The 21276-nt window shown below is 31.9% G+C and carries 15 protein-coding genes; 6 read left to right on the forward strand and 9 right to left on the reverse strand.

What is annotated here, in order from left to right; translation table 11 throughout:
• The first annotated feature begins 235 nt into the window (after positions 1-235).
• Positions 236-1183 (forward strand): thioredoxin-disulfide reductase, encoded by a 948-nt coding sequence (gene trxB / locus RCH18_RS13745; protein WP_326937339.1) that lies wholly within the window; start codon positions 236-238, stop codon positions 1181-1183.
• A gap of 130 nt (positions 1184-1313) precedes the next feature.
• Here the strand turns inward: trxB and RCH18_RS13750 are convergent, their stop codons facing one another.
• The 4 genes from RCH18_RS13750 to RCH18_RS13765 all read right to left on the reverse strand — a co-directional run bounded on the left by RCH18_RS13750 (position 1314) and on the right by RCH18_RS13765 (position 4797).
• On the reverse strand, positions 1314-2054 hold the full coding sequence (locus RCH18_RS13750) for a head GIN domain-containing protein (RefSeq protein WP_326937340.1): 741 nt from the start codon (positions 2052-2054) through the stop codon (positions 1314-1316).
• Between the two features lie 10 nt (positions 2055-2064).
• Positions 2065-3792 carry a PspC domain-containing protein gene (locus RCH18_RS13755; RefSeq protein WP_326937341.1) on the reverse strand — a complete coding sequence of 576 codons (1728 nt, stop codon included), beginning with the start codon at positions 3790-3792 and terminating at the stop codon, positions 2065-2067.
• 2 nt (positions 3793-3794) lie between these two features.
• The gene (locus tag RCH18_RS13760) at positions 3795-4127 is read right to left on the reverse strand and encodes a PadR family transcriptional regulator (RefSeq protein WP_326937342.1); all 333 of its coding nucleotides are present in this window, start codon (positions 4125-4127) and stop codon (positions 3795-3797) included.
• A gap of 214 nt (positions 4128-4341) precedes the next feature.
• Positions 4342-4797: a DUF4870 domain-containing protein gene (locus RCH18_RS13765; protein WP_326937343.1), complete on the reverse strand. Its 456-nt coding sequence runs from the start codon at positions 4795-4797 to the stop codon at positions 4342-4344.
• 197 nt (positions 4798-4994) lie between these two features.
• Here RCH18_RS13765 and RCH18_RS13770 point away from each other — a divergent pair, with 197 nt between their 5' ends.
• The gene (locus tag RCH18_RS13770; RefSeq protein WP_326937344.1) at positions 4995-5447 is read left to right on the forward strand and encodes a DUF4442 domain-containing protein; all 453 of its coding nucleotides are present in this window, start codon (positions 4995-4997) and stop codon (positions 5445-5447) included.
• A gap of 117 nt (positions 5448-5564) precedes the next feature.
• Here RCH18_RS13770 and RCH18_RS13775 read toward each other — a convergent pair whose 3' ends face one another.
• From RCH18_RS13775 to RCH18_RS13795, 5 genes are all read right to left on the reverse strand, one after another.
• A complete protein-coding gene (locus tag RCH18_RS13775) occupies positions 5565-5786 on the reverse strand; it encodes a hypothetical protein (protein ID WP_326937345.1) in 222 nt (73 codons plus the stop codon).
• 299 nt (positions 5787-6085) lie between these two features.
• On the reverse strand, positions 6086-8014 hold the full coding sequence (gene nagB / locus RCH18_RS13780) for a glucosamine-6-phosphate deaminase (protein WP_326937346.1): 1929 nt from the start codon (positions 8012-8014) through the stop codon (positions 6086-6088).
• A gap of 128 nt (positions 8015-8142) precedes the next feature.
• Positions 8143-9459: a sugar MFS transporter gene (locus RCH18_RS13785; RefSeq protein WP_326937347.1), complete on the reverse strand. Its 1317-nt coding sequence runs from the start codon at positions 9457-9459 to the stop codon at positions 8143-8145.
• 55 nt (positions 9460-9514) lie between these two features.
• Positions 9515-10390 (reverse strand): sugar phosphate nucleotidyltransferase, encoded by an 876-nt coding sequence (locus RCH18_RS13790; protein ID WP_326937348.1) that lies wholly within the window; start codon positions 10388-10390, stop codon positions 9515-9517.
• A 25-nt stretch (positions 10391-10415) separates the two neighbouring features.
• Positions 10416-11492: a mevalonate kinase family protein gene (locus RCH18_RS13795; protein WP_326937349.1), complete on the reverse strand. Its 1077-nt coding sequence runs from the start codon at positions 11490-11492 to the stop codon at positions 10416-10418.
• A 672-nt stretch (positions 11493-12164) separates the two neighbouring features.
• Here RCH18_RS13795 and RCH18_RS13800 point away from each other — a divergent pair.
• From RCH18_RS13800 to RCH18_RS13815, 4 genes are all read left to right on the forward strand, one after another.
• A complete protein-coding gene (locus RCH18_RS13800) occupies positions 12165-13205 on the forward strand; it encodes a LacI family DNA-binding transcriptional regulator (RefSeq protein ID WP_326937350.1) in 1041 nt (346 codons plus the stop codon).
• A 1412-nt stretch (positions 13206-14617) separates the two neighbouring features.
• Positions 14618-16816, forward strand: coding sequence for a TonB-dependent receptor plug domain-containing protein (locus RCH18_RS13805; protein WP_326937351.1), 2199 nt, complete (start codon positions 14618-14620; stop codon positions 16814-16816).
• Positions 16817-17424: 608 nt separating this feature from the next.
• Positions 17425-18729, forward strand: a complete 1305-nt coding sequence (locus RCH18_RS13810) for a DUF3472 domain-containing protein (RefSeq protein WP_326937352.1) — start codon at positions 17425-17427, stop codon at positions 18727-18729.
• Positions 18730-19573: 844 nt separating this feature from the next.
• A complete protein-coding gene (locus tag RCH18_RS13815; RefSeq protein WP_442788162.1) occupies positions 19574-20890 on the forward strand; it encodes a Gfo/Idh/MocA family protein in 1317 nt (438 codons plus the stop codon).
• Positions 20891-21276: the final 386 nt, after the last annotated feature.

Consider the following 21276-nt stretch of genomic DNA (forward strand, 5'->3'; position numbering starts at 1 on the left):
GGTATTTAGAAGACATTTGGTTTCTGTAAAACTGTAATTAATATGGTTGGTTATAGCGTCCCGCTATGGCGGGAAGGCCGCAGGTTCGAATCCTGACACCCCGATAAAGAATCCTTTCTGTTTTAGTACAGAGGGGATTTTTCTATTAATGAATAATTAAAACTGATGCTTGATGCTTTTTTTTGCATTAATTAAATCTTATTTTTGTACCCAAAAAAAATAATACAATCTAAATATGTCTGATACAATCGAAAAAATTAAATGTCTTATTATAGGGTCTGGTCCTGCAGGATATACTGCTGCAATTTATGCTGCTAGGGCTAATATGTTCCCTGTTTTATATCAAGGTATCCAGCCTGGAGGTCAACTAACAACAACTAATGAAGTGGAGAACTGGCCTGGAAATCCGGAGGGAATCACAGGTCCTGAAATGATGGTAGGATTACAAGCGCAAGCGCAACGTTTTGGTACTGACGTGCGCGATGGTTGGGCAACTAAAGTAGATTTTTCGGGTGATGTTTTTAAAGTGTGGATCAATGATGTTAAAGAGTTGCATTGTGAAACAGTGATTATCTCTACAGGAGCTTCAGCTAAATATTTAGGATTGCCATCAGAACAACATTATCTCAAAATGGGTGGTGGCGTTTCTGCTTGTGCAGTTTGTGATGGGTTTTTCTATAGAAATCAGGAAGTAGTGATCGTTGGAGCAGGAGATTCAGCTTGTGAGGAAGCACACTATTTATCTAAATTATGTAAAAAAGTAACAATGTTAGTTCGTAGCGAGAAATTTAGAGCTTCTAAAATTATGGAAGCAAGAGTTCGTAAAACCGAAAACATTAGTATTCTTATGAATCACGATACTGTAGAAGTTTTAGGAGATGATCAAGTAGTTACTGGCGTAAGAGCTTTGAATAAAACAACAGGTGAGACTTTTGATATTGAAGCAACAGGATTTTTTGTTGCAATAGGACATAAACCGAACACTGATATTTTTAAAGACTTTTTAAATCTAGACGAAACAGGTTACATCATAAATACTGCTGGAAGTTCAAAGACAAATGTTGAAGGTGTTTTTGTAGCTGGTGATGCTGCAGATCATGTTTATCGCCAAGCAATTACTGCCGCTGGAACAGGTTGTATGGCTGCCTTAGACGCTGAAAGATACTTAGCTGCACAAGAATAAGTAGCGCTTTAAGAAATAAAAAAAATCCCAATTTTTAATTGGGATTTTTTTACTTATAATCAATCAATTTTCAATTCATTGCGTTAATTAATATTCATTTGAATATTTAAAAACTGTGCTAAAGAAAAAGTTATCCTTTGTTAACGCTTCCCCCAGAGCTAACATTTTTATCAATCGTTTTTGGTTCAACAACATAAGTGATATTACCACCGCTAGACGCCTGTGCTGTCAAGTTTATAATAGGATGAACGTTTATACTTGCCCCGCTAGAAACATCAGCGCTAACGAGATTAGCTAATAAATTTCTGGCTTTTATATCGCTTCCACTTGATGCAGTAGTTTTTAATTCTAGCGCTTTTCCACTTATTAATATATTACTGCCACTGCTGCTACCACAAGTAATTATATCGGCTTCAAGATCAACCCTAATTGTACCACCACTGGAACTATGTAATCTAATGTTTTCTCCTAATATTATATTTTTACTGCTAATATTTGAACTACTTGTCGCTTCTAGTTCCTCTATTGTAGGCATTTTAACGCGCACTTTTTTAGTAGATAAATCAATAAATGAATTTTTGTCAAAAGATATTATTAATGTTCCATTTTCTACTGCAGTAGTAATGTATTCTTGCAAATTATCATCCGTCTCAACCGTAACTTCAGTGGTTTCTGATTGTTCAATAACGAGATCAATTCCATTGTTGACCTCTACATTTGTGAAATTACCAGAAATATTTCTTTTTTCAGTAGTTATATTCCCACTGCCTTCAATTGCATTCCAGTTACCGGATTGATTGCAAGAGGAAAAAAGTATCGCTGTTAGAACAATTAAAATAAATTTTGTCAATAATGTGATTATTTTTATCATGGTTAGTTGGTTAGTTCGTTTTTATTATTATTCCATCTTTATTTATAGTCAGTCCTTTGAATTTTTTCTTAGATTCAATAAGGGTATCTGCTTTTATTGAAACTCCATTTTCATTAATTGTAATAGAAGTTTGTGTACTATCAGATGCATTATTACTATTATTTTCCAGGTTTTCATTAGTGTCGCAATTTATACAACGTATGGTATTCTCTTCTACTCGATATATATCATTACTTGAATTTAGATTCCATAAAAAATAATCGCTATCAGTATTATCATATTTTTCCATTGAATCATCTGGTTTAAGCAAAGTTCCTTTTGGTAAAAATAAAGTGATTTCAATTTCTTGATCTCTGTATTTATTTCTCAAGTCAGTCAATAAAAAATTGTCAAAGATTAGCGAAGTTCCTTCAACTCTATAGCTATATCTTATTTTTTCAGCTCTTTTTTTAGCTTCTGATAATGATTTTCCTTTAGCCTCTTTTTCAATTTGAATGTAAGGGAGTTTGTCATTTGTTCGTTCTATTTTTAAACGCACCTCATTAGAATATATAATGTCAGTTCCTATAGAATCCTGTGTAACCATAAATTCATTGCGATCATTTACATTTTTTGCAAAATAATTATTGTGTACGAATTTAATAAGCAGGGTATCTATTGGACTAATATTTACTATTTCTTTTTTTACAACTCTACCGCTAACTGCAAATGCACTGGCTTGTTTTACACCAATAGATATTAGAACTGCAATAACTACAATCCAAATAGCTAATAAAGTGTACTTAGCAATATTCCCAATTGATTTTAGGTTTGGTGAAACTAATTTAAATCCTAAAAGCATTACAAAGAAATTAGGAATACCAACCGCTAGAAAGACTAATGCTCCAAAAACCCAAACAGGATAGTCAGTGAAATTTCCAGATTCTATGAATTGGTGAAAAGGGAAATTACTAAAATTAGCAGATCCTAAAGTTAGCGCTCCTACTAAAAATACTATAATCATAGCCAGACCAGCGAGGATCAAAATTATTCCTAATATTTTTGCAAAAATTTTGAAAACGGTCATTATAAAATCACCTAAAGAGTTTCCTAGTTTTCCAGCCCCAGTTTTTATCTGATTGCCATATTTATCATACTCACCCTTTTTGAATTTGTCGGATACATTTTCAAATTCAGCTCTTACTTTTTTTTCAATATTCGAAATGGTAACGGGCTCACCAGTCATCTCTAATTTTTCTGATGTGGTGACAGCTTCTGGAGTTACAATCCAAAGAATGACATAGGCTAAAATTCCTGTTCCAAAACCAGCAAAAACCAATAATATAAGTAGAATTCTGATCCAAACTGCATCCACTCCAAAATAATAACTCAAACCCGATGCAACACCACCAATCATTCCCTTTTCCTTGTCGCGATACAATTTTCTTGTACCTCTGGCTGTCGAACGATAAACAGTTTCAGCTGTTGTATCATCTTCTAAAATGTAATCTTCAGGCTGTCCCATAACCGCTATCACTTCATCTACATCTTTTAGAGTGATTACATTTTTCTCATTTTTTTGTTTTTCATGTAATAATTCAGACACACGCATTTCAATATCTTTTATAATTTCATCATGACCAGATGAATTGGATAGTGATCTCTTTATAGCGTCAAAATAGCGCGTTAGTTTTTGGTATGCATCTTCATCTATATGATAAAACATTCCTCCTAAATTTATATTTACAGTTTTGTTCATGACTATTGTTTTTGGTTGGTTATAAGGTTTACAGCGTCAGACAATTCAGTCCAAGTGCCATTAAGTTCGTTTAAAAAAGTTTGTCCTATTTCAGTGAGACCGTAATATTTACGTGGAGGTCCTGATGTTGATTCTTCCCAACGATAGTTGAGTAAACCGTCATTTTTGAGTCGGGTGAGCAATGGATAAATCGTTCCCTCCACCACTAACAATTTTGCGCTTTTCAAAGTGTCGAGTATCTCTGAGGTATAAGCATCTTTCTCTTTTAATACAGATAAGATGCAAAACTCGAGAACACCTTTGCGCATTTGAGCTTTTGTGTTTTCAATGTTCATAATTCGATTTTTGTTTTAGTTGATTAAACCGTTCATTTCTTGATTGATTTGCCAGTCTGATTACCCAGCTTGTTGATGTTTTTTTTTTGAAGCTATTTCCCGCTTTTCACTACAATCTTTTTTTTCGCTGCAGCGAAAAAAAAGGATTTTCATTTCAATCGGGGCTAGGGGATTCGTATTTTAAAGATGCCTATTCTTTGTTATAACTTTCAGCTTATTTTATAAAAGAAATCGTAATTGGGTATTGATATTTTTCACCATTTGAAGTTTTTATAGCAGCGTAAATGATCAAAAAGAACTCGGCTATTTTCAAAAGACTAAAAATAGTAAGGCATATTATCCCAATAGTCAATAAACCAAGATTTGCTCCAAAATTAAAATTCGAAAATTCAAAATTATGACTGTTCATTAAAGCATTAAGCGACATGTCTTTAAATATCGAAATTAGTAATGTTGGAATTGCAATCGTTAGTAATAGTAATGAGTACAATAATAAACTCAATTGAAAATTAAGAACTTGTTTTCCATTGTGATCTACAAATTCAGAATCATTTTTTTTTGTGCTCCATAAGATGATTGGAAAAATGTAATTCCCAAAAGGAATAAAGTATTGAGTAAGCGAACTCAAATGCGTAAATGTAGCGATGTTTTTTTCAGTTGTTGATTCCATGATTTTTTGATTTTTTGATGATGATTGAAACTCATTATTAAATAACTATAGGTGACCTAGTAATTTCTTATACAAATATATATCTAAAAGACAGTATCTTGTTTTACATAGTACTTAAAATTAACTTAATTTTAACAAATAGGTTTATTATGTATGCATAGTGTTTTTTTGTACTTTAGCAAAAAAAACCACTAATAATGAAACTTACATCCTTTAAACTCAATCAATTTTTATTACTTAAACTCCCTTCAGCATTTATATGCGGTGTACGTGTAAAAGCAATTGATGAAAATAAGTGTGTAGTTTCTGTAAAACACCGCTGGATCAATCAAAATCCTTTTAACTCAATGTATTTTGCGGTACAAGCGATGGCTGCTGAATTATCAACTGGCGCGTTAGTGATGTATCAAATCCAAAAAAGTGGTCGAAAAATATCAATGTTGGTGGCGAATAATAAGGGGAATTTTACAAAGAAAGCTACAGGAAGAATAACTTTTGTGTGCAACGATGGTCATTTAATAGAACGTGCCATTCAAGAAACGATAGCAACTGGTCAAGGACAAACTTTTTGGATGAAGTCTATTGCAACTGATGAAAAAGGAGTTCAAGTTTCTGAAATGGATTTTGAGTGGAGCGTGAGAATTAAATAATTTTTGCCTTTACTATTTTATAAAAAACGTTTAAATCAATATTAATTTCAAAAATTTCAATAAAAATGCCGCTAAATAGAGCGGCATTTTTGTTTTTAAAACAGATAGCAATTTAAATTAGCATTTTTTGCCTGATCCAGTTTCGCATTTTTTACCTTCAGCCTTGCATTTAGCTTGACATTTAGCCACCTCTGCTGAACTCATAGCTTTAGCATTTGCGTCTTTTTTTGCACAACAGGATTCTTTTTTAGCTTTTTCTTTAGCGACAGCTTTTACCTCCTGAGCACTAAGATTAATTGTGAAAAATGCAATTGCAACCAATGTGATTATTTTTTTCATTTTCGTTTGTTTTGTTTACTAAATTAGTCACTTTACCTTAAAAATTGTTTTCAAATATAAATAATTATATAGCTCAATGGTACTATTTTATGTAAATTTAAATAAAAATTATATTTATTTTTTCAGCATGTATCTAGACTATAACTTCTCATCAATAACGCTGTAAATTATTCTTAATTTAAGCCTCTAAAATAGTAGTGATAAGACTATTACTAATTTTCTTTCAAAAAAAACTTCCTGATAAAAGGAAGTTTTTTAAATTATAAAATCATTTGATAATCAAAAATTTTGCAGAAATATTAATAATGCCATCTAACGAAAGCTTCCATAGCAGCATAGCTCGCTAAACCTAACTGATTGTACAGTTCCGCAGTTTCTTTATTTCGGTCTTCTGCCCTTTGCCAAAACTCTCTTGCATCAGAGCCTTGAAATACAACTCCATCTTTTTGAGATTGATGTTTAAAGATTCCATGTCTTTTTTCTAATACTTGGTCAGGACTCATAGGGACAGCCATTTCTACCTCGTCAATACCCCATTCTTGCCACGCGCCTCTATACAACCACACCCAGCAATCAGCCATAAAATCTTTTGATTTTAAGCTTTTTACCGCTTCAAATATGGCATCTAAACACACTTTATGCGTTCCATGTGGATCTGCTAAATCTCCAGCTGCATAAATTTGATGTGGTTTTATTTTTTCAATTAGATCCATTGTCAACTGAATATCTTCAGCTCCTAATGGTTTTTTTTCTATAGTTCCCGTTTCATAAAAAGGAAGTTCCATAAAATGGATTTGATCGTCAGTTAAACCTACAAAATTACTAGTGGATCGCGCTTCTCCTTTTCTAATTAGCCCTTTTAAATAACGAACTTCAGGAATGTCTATTTCACTGTTTTTCTTATTTTTAAGAAATTCTATCGCCTTATTATAAATATCATTAGCCTCTGGACTATCAATTCCAAATTTCTCATTATAGTCACATACAAACCGTGCAAATCGAAGCGCTTCGTCATCAGCAACGGCAATATTTCCAGATGTTTGATACGCTACATGAACCTCATGTCCTTGCTGCTGCAAACGCATAAAAGTTCCGCCCATACTGATAATATCGTCATCAGGATGCGGACTAAAAATAAGTACTCTTTTTCTTGCTGGTTCCGCTCTTTCAGGACGATTTGAGTCATCGGCATTTGGTTTACCACCTGGCCAGCCTGTAATTGTGCTTTGTAAATTATTAAATATTTTGATATTAATGTCATAAGCAGGACCTGAATCAGCGAGTAAATCACTCATACCGTTTTCAATATAATCAGCGTCAGTAAGCATCAAAATTGGCTTTTTAAGATCAAGGGCTAATCCTAGAACAGCTTTTCTGATTAACTTATTTGTCCATTCAATTTTGTCAACTAGCCATGGTCTATTAATTCTGGTTAGTTTAGAAGCGGCTTCTTTATCTAACACATAAACGGCATTGTTATGCTCTTGCAAAAAAGAAGCTGGAACTTGGTTAGTAACCGTTCCCTCAGCAGAAGCTTGAACAATATTTGATTTTCCTTCGCCCCAAGCCATTAAAATAACTTGTTTGGCTTCCATTATTTTTTTTACACCAAGTGTTATCGCAGTTCTAGGCGTATTATTTAATCCAGAGAAATCCTTACTTGCTGCAACTCTAGTAATATGATCTAATGCAACTAATCTTGTTTTTGAATTTTGAAGTGAACCCGATTCATTGAATCCTATGTGACCATTTCCTCCAATTCCTAATATTTGTAAATCGATACCTCCCAAAGCTTCGATTTTATCCTCATAATTAGCACAATAATCAGCGATCTGTTCTTTAGTCAAAGTTCCATCAGGAATATTATAATTTTCAGGTAAAATATCTATTTGATCTAATAATAATTCTTTCATAAATCGCACGTAGCTATTTATAGAATCAGGTTCCATTGGATAGTACTCATCAAGATTAAAAGTAATTACATTTTTAAAACTGAGCCCATCCTCTTTATGCATACGAACTAATTCAGCATATAATCCTTTTGGAGAGGAACCTGTCGCTAAACCTAAAACACAATTTTTATTACTTTCTTGTTTTGACTTGATAAGTTTTGCAATTTGTCTTGCAACCGCTTTAGAAGCTTCCGATGAATTTTCGAAAACAATCGTATCAATATTTTCAAATCTTTTTTCGAAATCAGTTGCTTTATCTATCTTACTTTTTAACATTTTTAGGTGTATATTTAGTTACATTATATTTACTTCTTTGACCAACTTTTATATTTTTTACCCCATATTACAAAATTTATCTATCTTACTTTTTAACATTTTTAGGTGTATATTTAGTTACATTATATTTACTTCTTTGACCAACTTTTATATTTTTTACCCCATATTGCAAAAAATAGGATAATTGCATAGCAAGGAATTAAGATCCAATAGCTACTAGTTGAAGCCGCTGCTGTTGCATTAGCAGTTTCTACCCCATTAGCTATCAATTGATCTTTACTTGCATCTACTAATCTGCCATAAAGTGGCGGAATAATAGCTCCACCTGAAATTGCCATGATAAGTAAAGCAGAGGCGGTTTTTGTAAATTTTCCAAGTCCCTCTAGTGTTAAAGGCCATATTGCAGGCCAAACTAATGCATTGGCTACACCAAGCGCAGCCACAAACAAGATAGAGGTAAAACCTGTAGTGGATAATATACAAATACTTAAGATAATACCTAAAGTTGCGCTAATCTTAAGTGCTGTTCCTTGTTTTAAGTATTTAGGAATTAAAAATACTCCTATGGCATAAGTGATGACCATCGCCAAAAGCGTATAAGTTGTAAAAAATTTTGCTTCGTTACCGGTAAAACCTAGAGAAATACCGTAGGATATAATGGTATCACCTGCAATAACTTCGGCTCCCACATATACAAATAATGATAAAACGCCTAACCATAAATGTGGAAATTGAAATATACTTGTTTTAACATTTGTACCATCATTTTCTTCTTCGATAATTGCGGCTTCTACATGCGGTAAAGGTGCTTTTCTTATTAATATAGCTAATACAAACAATACAATTGCCATAATAATATAGGGCATAAAAACACTGTCAGCCATGGTGTCTAGCAATCTGCCTTTCTCTGCAGCAGATACAACTTTTAATTTTTCTTGAACTTCATCAATTCCAGATAACAATAAAGCTCCAAAAATAAGTGAACCTAAAGCCCCAGCAGTTTTATTGGCTATTCCCATAATTGCTATTCGCTTAGCTCCACTTTCAATAGGTCCTAAAATAGTAATATATGGATTTGCAGCGGTTTGTAAAATAGTCATTCCAACTCCCTGAATAAATATTCCCGTTAGAAAAACCCAGTACGTTCTTGCCTCAGCAGCTGGTATAAATATTAAGGCTCCTATTCCCATAATAGCCAAACCTAATGACATACCTTTTCTATATCCTATCTTATTAAGTATGTAGGACGCAGGCAAAGCCATTACCACAAATGAGATGTATGATGCAGATGCTACGAAATAAGATTGTGCATCTGTTAATTCATTTATAGTTTTCATAAATGGGATTAAAGCTCCGTTAATCCAAGTTACAAATCCAAATATAAAAAATAGACCAGCAATTATAGCAATGGGTACAAGATTGTTTTTTGTAGTTGTTTGTGACATTAATTTTTCTATTAACTTATTATTAAATCCTTTGTGCTATTGTTATTTTATAGATTTAATCTTCCCAATCTAAAGTAGGGTAATGCTGTCTTAAATATTCTTTTACCTCTGCAATATCTTCTTTGGCAGTTAAATCAGGTACATGTTCAGAAAATGGAATTCCTAAAGCAGAATTAGGATGATCTTCTATCGAATTTAGAAGTACTGTTGGAAGTTCTTTTTCGTCTCTTTCAGGGTGAATAGGACAATTTTTCAGATAAGGATATAGAAGTGAACCGCTGAATTTAAAAGCATTCATACTCACGCGTAATTTCCCTTCGTTATCCTTATAATCTTCTAAAACATCAGCAGACGGCTTTTCAAGAATATCTAATAAAAAATTGTTTTCATTTAATTTAGCAATAGCAAATCTTGAAATTCTTTCTAGCGGAAATTCCATTGCATCCCTATCGTAACTAATAAACGCGCTAGGGCTAGTAGTTTCTCTCAATGCTAATAAGGCAGCTGTAGAGTACAAATTATCGCTATTACACACAGAATAGGACTGGGAATTAAGCTCTGGATATTGCTCTACTGCTTGAAATAAAGCATCGGCAGTACCAAAAGGTTTTACTCTTCCTTCAGGAATATATTGAGTGGCAAAGGAGATATTTAATCCATTGAAATTATTGTTTTTATTCGCTGTACCGTAGAATTCTTTAAATAAATCACCTTGTTCTCCTATAATAATATATATGTTTTTATAACCTGCTTTTTTGGCATTTAATAAAAGATAATCTAATAACGGTCGGCCATTAGGTCCCACTCCTATTAGTCCTTTACTTCTTTCGTTAGCTTGTGCAATTTCTTCAGCGGTCAAGTTGTCTGATTCAACTTTTCTTTTCATTCTTGAAGAAGCTCCGCCAGCTAATACTACTAAATTATCATGCATATCTTTTTATCTTTTATTTATATTTTTACTGGATTCTAGCACCTGGATCGACAGTTACAGCATAAGCTCCTACGGCGCCCGCTGCAAGTAAAGCTTCTATTATTGGCGCTTCATTTCCTGGCTTGGTCATAACCACGATACTTCCTCCACCTCCTGAACCAACAATTTTAGCACCATAAGCTCCCGCTCTTAAAGCTGCATTGATCATATCATCAATTCTAGGAACTGTTATTTTTAACAAGTCTCTTAAAACAGCGTGATGCTGATTCATTAACGCACCTATTTTTTTTAGATCTAATGTTGGTTTTTGGAACTCAATCAAAGCCATTTTTGTATAATGGTGATTTTTTATTGCTGCTTCAAAAAACGGAATTAGGCGATCTGGTAAATAGTTGCGATATTTATTTAAATCTTCAATTTCAGTGGTATTTAAATCAAAATCTGGAAAATGCTCTTTCACAGTGCCAATAGCCATCAACGCATTCCCTTTTAAATCACCAATTAATCCAATTGTTTCTTTAGGAACTCCAGAAACACCTGTAATCAACCCACCTAATTCAGTGCCAATAACGGTGAAAGAAAATGGGTTTCTTGTATCGATATGAACAATATTACCCACTCCGATACTATAATGATCCATCATTCCTCCTGGCTCTCCATGCTCCACAACTTCCGAAAGATAGCCAATATTTGATATGAATTCAGGTGTTACTTTGTTGTCCACTCCATAAGCAGTTACTAGAAAATTAATCCATGCTAATAAAAGTGCTGACGAACTAGATGTGCCAGAATTAATTGGAATATCACCAGTAATAGTAATATCATATCCTACATTAGGAACACAACCATGTCTTCTAAGAACACGTAATGCTGACGAAAAATAGTCTCGTGGTTCTAGTTGATGGAATATTTGATTAATATCGATGATACGAACTTGATCGATGTCGATCATATTTAATTTAAAAACTTGTGTATCGTTTTCTAGCGCTGTTAATTTTATATTTCGGCTAATGGCACATGCAATTACAGGTAAACCAAGATAATCTTGATGATCTCCAAAAAGGCATGTTCTGCCCGGAGCTAATGATATAATTTCTTTCACTTTAAATTTGTTAAAAATGGACTAATTTAATATTTTTCTGATATTATACTTATACAAAACACAATATGTTTACCATAAAAAAATATTTTTTAATATTTTGCGATACGAAACTATTGATAAATTTATAATAAAACAAATAAAAAGCTAAAAATGTGTTCGAACACAAAATAAAGACCATTTAATAAATATTAATCAATGTTTAAGGTTAACATCAATTTCTACAATAGACAATATAAAACACAAATTGTTATAAATGATAGGGGTGTAGAAATATCTTTTAAATATCTTAATTTTGCATCTCATTTTTTCAATTCAAAAATTCAAAATTGCTGATTTTGTAGATGCGAAGAAGAAGCTATTTCAAAAAATTAAAATCTTTTTTTTTATAAAGGCAGCATAGAAAGTCACGATTTATTCTATGGTAAATCATTTAAAATAGTAATTTGGAATTATAAAAAATACTTATCACCTGAGATCAAAATAAATCTTTGAATCAAACTCTGTTAATTGATATTTTCTGTTTTCTGTCTTGAAATAGTAGATATTCTTTATAAAAGGTGTATTAATTAGTTTTCAATGTAGATTGATAAAATAAAAGCAATAGTTTTACATTTTTAGTATTATCGTATATTTTCATTATCAAGCACAAATACTTTTATATATTTGCCTCTTATGGATAAAAAACCTACAATAAAAGATATCGCTTTATTAGCTGGAGTATCTAAGGGAACAGTTGACAGAGTTTTGCATAACAGAGGGAAAGTTTCACAAAAAGCTTTTGAAAGTGTAAATTCCGTTTTGAATGAGATAGATTACGAGCCTAATCTTATCGCTAGAAATTTAAAAAACAATAAAATATATTATATTATTGTTGTTTTACCTGATCCAGCTTTTGATCCTTATTGGGTACCAAGTATAAACGGGATCCAAGAGGCTATCAAGGAATCAAAGGCTTTCAACTTATCCATAAAAATTCATTATTTTAATCCTGACAGTACTGAATCATTTATTAACGTAACTGAATCAGTCTTAACTTTGGCTCCTGATGGTATATTGCTAGCTCCTTTATTTTACAAAGAAGCTGTAACAGCAATGCAAAAATTTTTAGATCAAGGAATATGTGTCAGCACATTCAATAATCAAATTTTATTTCAAGACAATATAAATTTTGTTGGACAAGATCTGCAGCAGAGTGGAAGAGTAGCCGCTAAATTATTGGATGTTCTACAAAGTAAAGGTGAATTCGCAATTGTACACGTCAATGAAAAATATGAGAACTCTGTTTTTATGCAAGAAAAAGAAAAAGGATTTAAAAATTACTTTAGCGAAAAAGAATTCAATGACTCTTTAATTTCTACCATACAATTACAGGATTCGAATATCGAAATGAAATTTAATGCCTTTATCAATCAAAATCCGAAATTAAATGGTGTTTTTGTAACCACTTCAAAAGCGTATCAGATAGCCAACATTATTATTGATGCAAACCGATTAGACATTTCTATTGTGGGTTATGATTTGATATCTGAAAACATAAATTATCTTAATCAAGGCGTAATTAATTTTTTAATTCACCAAAATCCTAAACGTCAAGCCTATCTTGGAGTGATGCATTTAATTGAGCATTTTGTATTTGGCAAAAAAATTCCAGCGATAAGTTTGCTGCCTATTGATATTATAAATACCGAAAACGCTAGATTTTATTTAGATTAAAAATAAAAAAAAATATTTTTAAATTTCTTTAGTTTGAAATGAGTCTTGCAAATAGATATCATTTTATGCACTTTTTTATAATAGTTGCATGATTTTTTTGTCAATTTATAGCTCGTAAACTATTAATATTGTTTCTCTTAAAAATCATTTAACCTCAGACCTACCCTTCTTCAATTAAATTAAGCTTTAAAAAGCTGTTATCCTATTTTATATTGAAAATTGCTTTAACAGTTATAAAGAGTGTTTTTTATTAAAAAGTAAAAGTGGTAGGTATCGATAAAGTGTTTTTAAAAATCAAAAATTAAAAAAATATATTTTAATTAAGAGTTTTTTAACGCTCTTTAACGCTTTTTAACACCCTTTAGCGCGTGTTATATAAGGCTCCGCAACTTCTAAAACTTTTCCTAAGTCTTAAATTGTAATTAAAACAATAAAGATTATAAATAAACTGGTAGGTACTGTTTACAATTAAACAAACATATATTTATATTTGAATTATTAAATAACGTTTTAAAAAAACAGATCGTTTATTTATTTCTATAAGTTTTATAATTTATGCTAAAATTTTAACTATTCCGATTCCTTTAAATGAATCTCATATTATAATGTTTATTTGTTTAATCTTTAAATAATTATTCTAATAGCCAAATTAATGTGTACGAACACGAAATTTATAAATAAACGGTACATTAAATAAAAGTATTTATATTCGAAAATTAATAGGTAGGAGAATTAATAATTTATAATTGATTTTGCGCTTTTTGAAAAAAATAATTTACAAGTTAGCATTGAAAAAATATTCTTTCGATTTGAATTGGTTTAGAGAAAGAATTATAATTGAGGTAATCGAAAAAACATTTTTATTTATTTTATTACTATTTAAAAGTGTTTTTTGGTTGCCTCAATATTAAAAATGTTATTTATTAAAATCAACATATAATTATACAGCAACAAAATTTTAAAAAACAAACTACTAACCAGATCAAATTATGCAAGAAAATTTCAAATAATGTGGTAGAAGGTACACAGAATGTAACTTCCCGTTTTGTCAATTTTTGACTGACGGGATTTTCCAATAATATAATTCGTTATTTTATGAATTACATTTTAAAATTTGCACTAAAAATTAATATCATAATATTATTCCCTACTGCAATAATTACATTTAGTGTTATGCAATGATACAGTCTGAAAATAAGCGAGCGATCACTAAAATTAGGATCTGATCAAAAAGTTAGTATGTGATTTTTAAAATTTTCAGTTTTTAATCCATTGTATTTTTATTATTAATTAGTATCCAAATTATTCTAAAAATTCATTATCTGAACAATAAAACCGACTATAAAAGCTAATTTACTTACTAATAAATGTTCATCTTTGCTATCATTAAAATTTGATTTAAATTTTTGAAAATGAGGAAAACTTTATTACTGATACTATTGCTTTGTTCCATTACTAGTTTTTCGCAAACCAAAAAAGACACTACGAGTTCAATAAAATTAGATGCAATCCTTATCAGTACGCAGCGTTTTGCAAAGCCAAAAAGGAAAGTTACTCAGCAGGTGGAAAGTATTTCTAAAATCGAAATGGAAACAGGGAATTTCCAAACCAGTCCCGATGTACTCGCAAATTCAGGAATACTGGCGGTACAAAAATCACAGCAAGGTGGTGGTAGCCCAAATATCCGCGGTTTTGAAGCGAGTAGGATATTATTAGTAGTGGATGGAATTAGAATGAATAATTTAATTTATAGGGCTGGACATTTACAAAATAGTATTACAGTAGATAAAAATATTTTAGAAAGTATTGATGTGCTATTTGGACCATCTTCAACTATTTTTGGTAGTGATGCTCTTGGTGGAGCGATTTATTTTCAAACTAGAGATCCTAAATTGCTTTCGGAATCCAATGGCAAGAAATTAACTGGTAATTTTATATCTAATTATAGCTCTTCCAATAATGGTTTTTTAGGACACTTAGATTTGAATTATGCTACTGAAAAGTGGGCTTCTTTAACTTCATTTTCATATAACGATTATGGCGACTTAAAGATGGGAAAGCGCAAAAATGGTTCTAATGATTTTTTTGGCGAAAGACCAACATTTGTTCAAACAAATAATGGAGTAGATGAGGTAGTACTTAATGACAGCCGCTATGTTCAGAAATTTTCTGGTTATAAGCAATATGATTTTTTACAAAAAATTATTTATCAACAAAATGAAAATACAGAACATAGTTTAAATTTTCAGTATTCTAACTCTAGTGATGTGCCGCGATACGATAGGCTAACTGATCTTACCTCTAAGGGGAAACTTAAGTTTGCCACTTGGAATTATGGACCTCAAAAAAGACTACTTTCTGCTTATAAATTAAGTCAAAAGAAAGTTTTTCTAAATAGCGATTTAAATCTTACGGCTAGTTATCAAAACATCGAAGAAAGTAGAATCAATCGTAACTTTGGTAATCCAAATCAAAGTTCAAGAGTAGACAACGTTTCAGTTTTTGCAATTAATGCTGATTTTAGAACAAAGATTGGAAAAGGAGACTTTATTTATGGTGCTGACATTTATTATGATGATTTAAATTCGACTGGTGTAAAGAAAAATATAGTTACCTATGCAGAAACTGTTACTGATTCGCGATATCCAGATGGAAAGAACAATACATTTAGAGCAGAAGGTTTTATTTCATATAGCAACGATATCACAAAAACAGCCTCTTATAACGCTAGCGCTAGAGCTGGATACACCACATTAAATAGTGAAATTGCTACAAATTTTTTGAAATTACCATACACAACTATGTCCCAAGAAAGTCTTATTTATAGTGGTGCAGTTGGTATTGTTAATAATGCTAGTAAAAACAGTAAGATTGCTTTTAATTTAGCCTCTGGTTTCCGAGTGCCTAATATTGATGATTTAGCTAAAATCTTTGACTCTTCCGCTGGAACTTTGATTGTACCAAATAAAAATATTAAGCCAGAAAAATCAGTAACAGCTGATTTAAGCATCACGTTATGGAAAGGAAAGCAATTTCAACTTGAAAATGTATTTTATTACACCCGACTCTATGATGCAATTATTATAAGTCCATACCTTTTAAATGGTCAATCATCTATCATTTATGAGGGAGAAAACAGTTTAATTTATGCGAATCAAAATCAAGGAAATGGTGCCATTAGCGGCATTTCCTCTACTGTAAAAAGTTATATTACCAAATCATTGTTGTTATATGGAACTTTTAATTTTACTCACGGTCGTGTGCAGCATGATAATGAAAAAGAACCTTTAGATCATATTGCGCCTTACTATGGAAAAGCAGGATTAAAATATGAAAGTGATTTACTCAATTTAGATTTATATATGCTTTATAATGATAAGAAAAAGTTAAGTGAATATTCTCCAAGTGGCGAAGACAACTTGAAATACGCACCTATAGGAGGTACACTATCATGGCAAACCTATAATTTAAAAGCAACATTGTTATTGTCAAATCAATATACATTTTTTAGCGGGATTGAAAATATTTTGGATATACAATACCGCACTTTTGCTTCTGGTATAAATGCTTCAGGTAGAAATATTTTTTTAGGTGGGAAGTATCAGTTTTAGTTTGTATTGTTTTTTAAAGAAGTATTTAATGTAAAGCTCTATAATTTTATATAACGTAATCTAAAATAAGAGTAGTCTATTTTAGTTTTTCCTTTATTAAAGTCTTTTTTTACTTCTAGTTATTTACAATAGTCTGCGTTTGCTTTTTTATTAGCTACATCATCAGTTAATCCGAACTATTATCTACAAATTGTTTGTATATTAAATGCCACTTTTATTAAAATTTCGATGCTTCACTCTTTGAAAAAAAAACTGGTAGGTACTGGTAAGTTTTTATAAAACTATGTTTTATATTTGATTTTTAATAAACTATCGAACTAATAAGATTTTAAGAGAAATATAATTTTATTAAAAATAGTTCATGATTTAAATTAGTAGAGTGAAATTAATTCTACCTAGATTGTAAGATATCCAAATTTACAATAACCGAGAATTGATTATTCGATTATTCATAATTAATCAGTTGCAAATTCTCAATTTTAGAATTAAATAGCATTAACCACTTTAGTCAAAATTTTGAAAGAATTAATGCGTCGTTAGATGTCTAAACAATAAAAATAAAAATTGGCTATAAATATTTATTTGAATAATTTTAAATAATTGTAAGTATGAATAAACTATTAAAATGTTTTGCGTGTTTTTTTATCATACTTCAGGGGATGAATATCAATGCACAGGATAGTCAAAATAAAACCCTAATCCCTTTAGCTGGTAACGCCTATAGTTCTAATCATTTAGAGGGCAAAAGGACAATTACAAATAACGGAATACAGAATTGGACTGATTCTTCAGAATATTTTACGGTTTACTTTAAAGTTTCTGAACCAGGTAATTTCAAAATTACCATAGAAAATCCTACCGCTATTTTTGGAAAATCACAACTAGAATTTTCAATTGATAATGCTCGTAAAAAAGTAAAGATGGAGGAATCTAAAACAAAACAAGTTATTGAGGTTGGGACTTATAAGATTGAAAAAGAAGGTTATGTAGCATTAGTCATTAAGGGCATTTCTAGAACGAAAAGTAATTTCCCCGCATTAAGTTATTTAGGGGTAAGCGCTGAAAATTACAATGGAACTATTGCTTTTGTTCCTAATAATGAAGGAGAATTTTATCACTGGGGCAGACGTGGTGCGTCTGTTCATTTAAATTATCAAGCTCCAGAAAACGTAAATGCTGAATATTACTATAATGAAATTACTGTACCGGCTGGGGAAGATAAAATAGGTTCTTATTTTATGGCTAATGGTTTTGGGGAGGGCTATTTTGGTATTCAGGTGAATTCTGAAAAAGAAAGAAGAGTTTTATTTTCAGTTTGGAGTCCTTTCTCTACAGATGATCCTAAAAATATTCCTGAATCACATAAAATCAAATTATTGAAAAAAGGTGATAATGTTACCACTGGAGAATTTGGAAATGAAGGTTCGGGAGGACAAAGTTATTTAAAATACAATTGGATAGCGGGTAATACCTATAAGTTCTTATTGAGAGGAACCCCTGACGGAAATAATGCTACGGTTTACACAGCTTATTTTTTTGCTCCTGAAATCAATTATTGGAAGTTAATTGCCAGTTTCAGTCGGCCACAAACGAATACCTATTTAAAAAATTTTCATTCTTTTTTAGAAAATTTCGTACCAGAACAAGGAGATTTTTCTCGGATGGTTGTTTTTAATAATCAATGGTTTTGCGATGATAAGGGAAATTGGAACGAACTAAATAAAGCCAAGTTCACGGCTGACAATACAGCCAAACAAGGTTATAGATTAGATTATTCAGGTGGCTTAAGTGGCGATGGATTTTATTTAAAAAATGGAGGATTTTACAATGATTATACTAAAACAGGAATTTTGTTTACCAGACCATTAAATGGACTAAAACCAAATATAAATTTTGCTGAATTACCCCAATAATATTTATCAACAATAAAATAATAATACGAACCACGAATCAAGAACCAAGAAGCAAGAAGCAACAAGCAAGAAGCAAGAGGCAAGAAGCAAGAAGCAAGAGGCAAGAAGCAAGAGGTAAGAAGCAAGAAGCAAGAAGCAAGAAGCAAGAGGCAAGAAGCAAGAGGCAAGAAGCAAGAGGCAAGAAGCAAGAAGCAAGAGGCAAGAAGCAAGAAGCAAGAGGTAAGAAGCAAGAAGCAAGAAGCAAGAAGCAAGAGGCAAGAAGCAAGAGGCAAGAGGCAAGAAGCAACAGGCAAGAAGCAAGAGGCAAGAGGCAAGAGGCAAGAGGCAAGAGGCAAGAGGCAAGAGGCAAGAAGCAAGAAGCAAGAATAAAGAAGCAAGAATAAAGAAGCAAGAATAAAGAAGCAAGAATAAAGAAGCAAGAAGCAAGAGGCAAGAAGCAACAGGCAAGAAGCAAGAGGCAAGAATAAAGAAGCAAGAATAAAGAAGCAAGAAATAAGAGGCAAGAAATAAGAAGCAAGAATAAAGAAGCAAGAAATAAGAAGCAAGAATCAAGAATAATTAGTCACAAATCACGAATCACGAATCACGAATCACAAATCACGATTCACGAATCACAAATCACGAATCACGAATCACGATTCACGAATCACGATTCACGATTCACGAACCACGATTCACGATTCACGAATCACGAATCACGATTCACGAACCACGATTCACGAATCACGAACCACGAATCACGAACCTCGAATATATCTTAAAACAAAAACTAAATTAAATTAATATGAAAAGTACTATTTCTAAATTTTTCCTGATAGCTTGTCTATTTGTAGGATGGGCGAATATGTCAGCCCAAATGATAAAAACGCCAACTCCCAAGCGCGCAAAAGGGCAAACTGATGTATTGCGTTTAGCAATTGATCCAATTCCTACCGTGCGTGTTGCTTTCATTGGCCTTGGGATGAGAGGTCCAGGTGCCGTAGAGCGTATGACACACATTCCTGGTGTCGAAATTGTAGCGCTTTGTGATTTGACAGAAGAAAGAACGAAGTCGGCTAATAAAATATTAGTAAAAGCGGGTTTACCTCAAGCGCAAGAATTTTATGGTGAAGAGGCGTGGCGCAAAGTTACTGCTCTACCTAATGTAGATTTAGTTTACATAGCAACAGATTGGAAAAATCATGCAAAAATGGGTGTGCAAGCAATGAAGGACGGTAAAAATGTTGCCATTGAAGTGCCGGGTGCTATGACCATGAACGAAATTTGGGATCTCATCAATACTTCTGAGAAAACACGTAAGCATTGTATGATGCTTGAGAATTGTGTTTATGATTTCTTTGAATTGACTACATTAAATATGGCTCAACAAGGTTTGTTTGGCGAGATTATGCATGCTGAGGGAGCTTATATTCACGGCTTACAACCTTTTTGGGGTGCTTACTGGAATAACTGGAGAATGGACTACAACAAAAAACATCGTGGTGACATTTATGCTACCCATGGAATGGGGCCAGCTGCTCAAGCACTGAATATTCACCGTGGTGATAAAATGAATTATCTAGTTTCTATGGATACTAAAGCAGTTGGGAATCCAGCTTATATCAAAGAGAAAACGGGTGAAGATGTAAAAGATTTTAGAAACGGAGATCATACCATGACTATGATTCGTACTGAAAAAGGAAAAACAATTCAAATTCAACATGATGTAACTTCACCTCGTCCCTATAGTCGTATGTATCAATTGAGCGGTACTAAAGGATTTGCTAATAAGTATCCAAAAGAAGGATATGCATTAGATTCAAAAACTATTGGCACTGATGTAACTCCCAATCATGAGAATTTAAATGCACACAGTTTTGTTCCTGAAGAAGTGAAAAAAGCGCTAATGGAAAAATACAAGCATCCTATTGTTAAAGATATAGAAGAACAAGCTAAGAAAGTAGGTGGTCATGGCGGTATGGACTTTATCATGGATTATCGTTTGATCTATTGCTTACAAAAAGGTCTTCCGTTAGACATGGATGTCTATGATTTAGCGGAATGGTCTTGCCTTGCCCCATTAACTGAAATTTCTCTTGATAACAGTTCAGCGCCGGTTGAGATCCCTGATTTTACACGTGGTGGTTGGAATAAGCTAAAAAAGTTAGAATTTGCACAATAATTAAAACAATGAGATAGATAGTAAAAAACCCGCACGTAGCGGGTTTTTTTGTTTTTAAAGAAAAATAATCACCATATAAGTAAGTCGAAAGTTTAAAAGTCGTAAAGTCAAAAGCATCAATATTAGGAAAAACAACTAAAATTCAGCTTGTTAAATTCTTTTTGTTATATTTAAAAATACGACATTATACAATTACTGTTACTTAATATTTTTAGACACCAGTTATATTTTTTATAATTGTGACGTATTATATGTATCAATTTTAACTGAGATATTTGAAAATAAACTTATTTACATTTTTAGTTACTTGTTTAACTTTAATACAAAATACGCTGAGTTATGAAAAGTAAAATTAATAAGTCCGTTGATTTAGCAGTAGTAAGTTA

It is taken from the genome of Flavobacterium sp. PL11 (assembly GCF_035985025.1).
Classification (GTDB): Bacteria; Bacteroidota; Bacteroidia; order Flavobacteriales; family Flavobacteriaceae; genus Flavobacterium.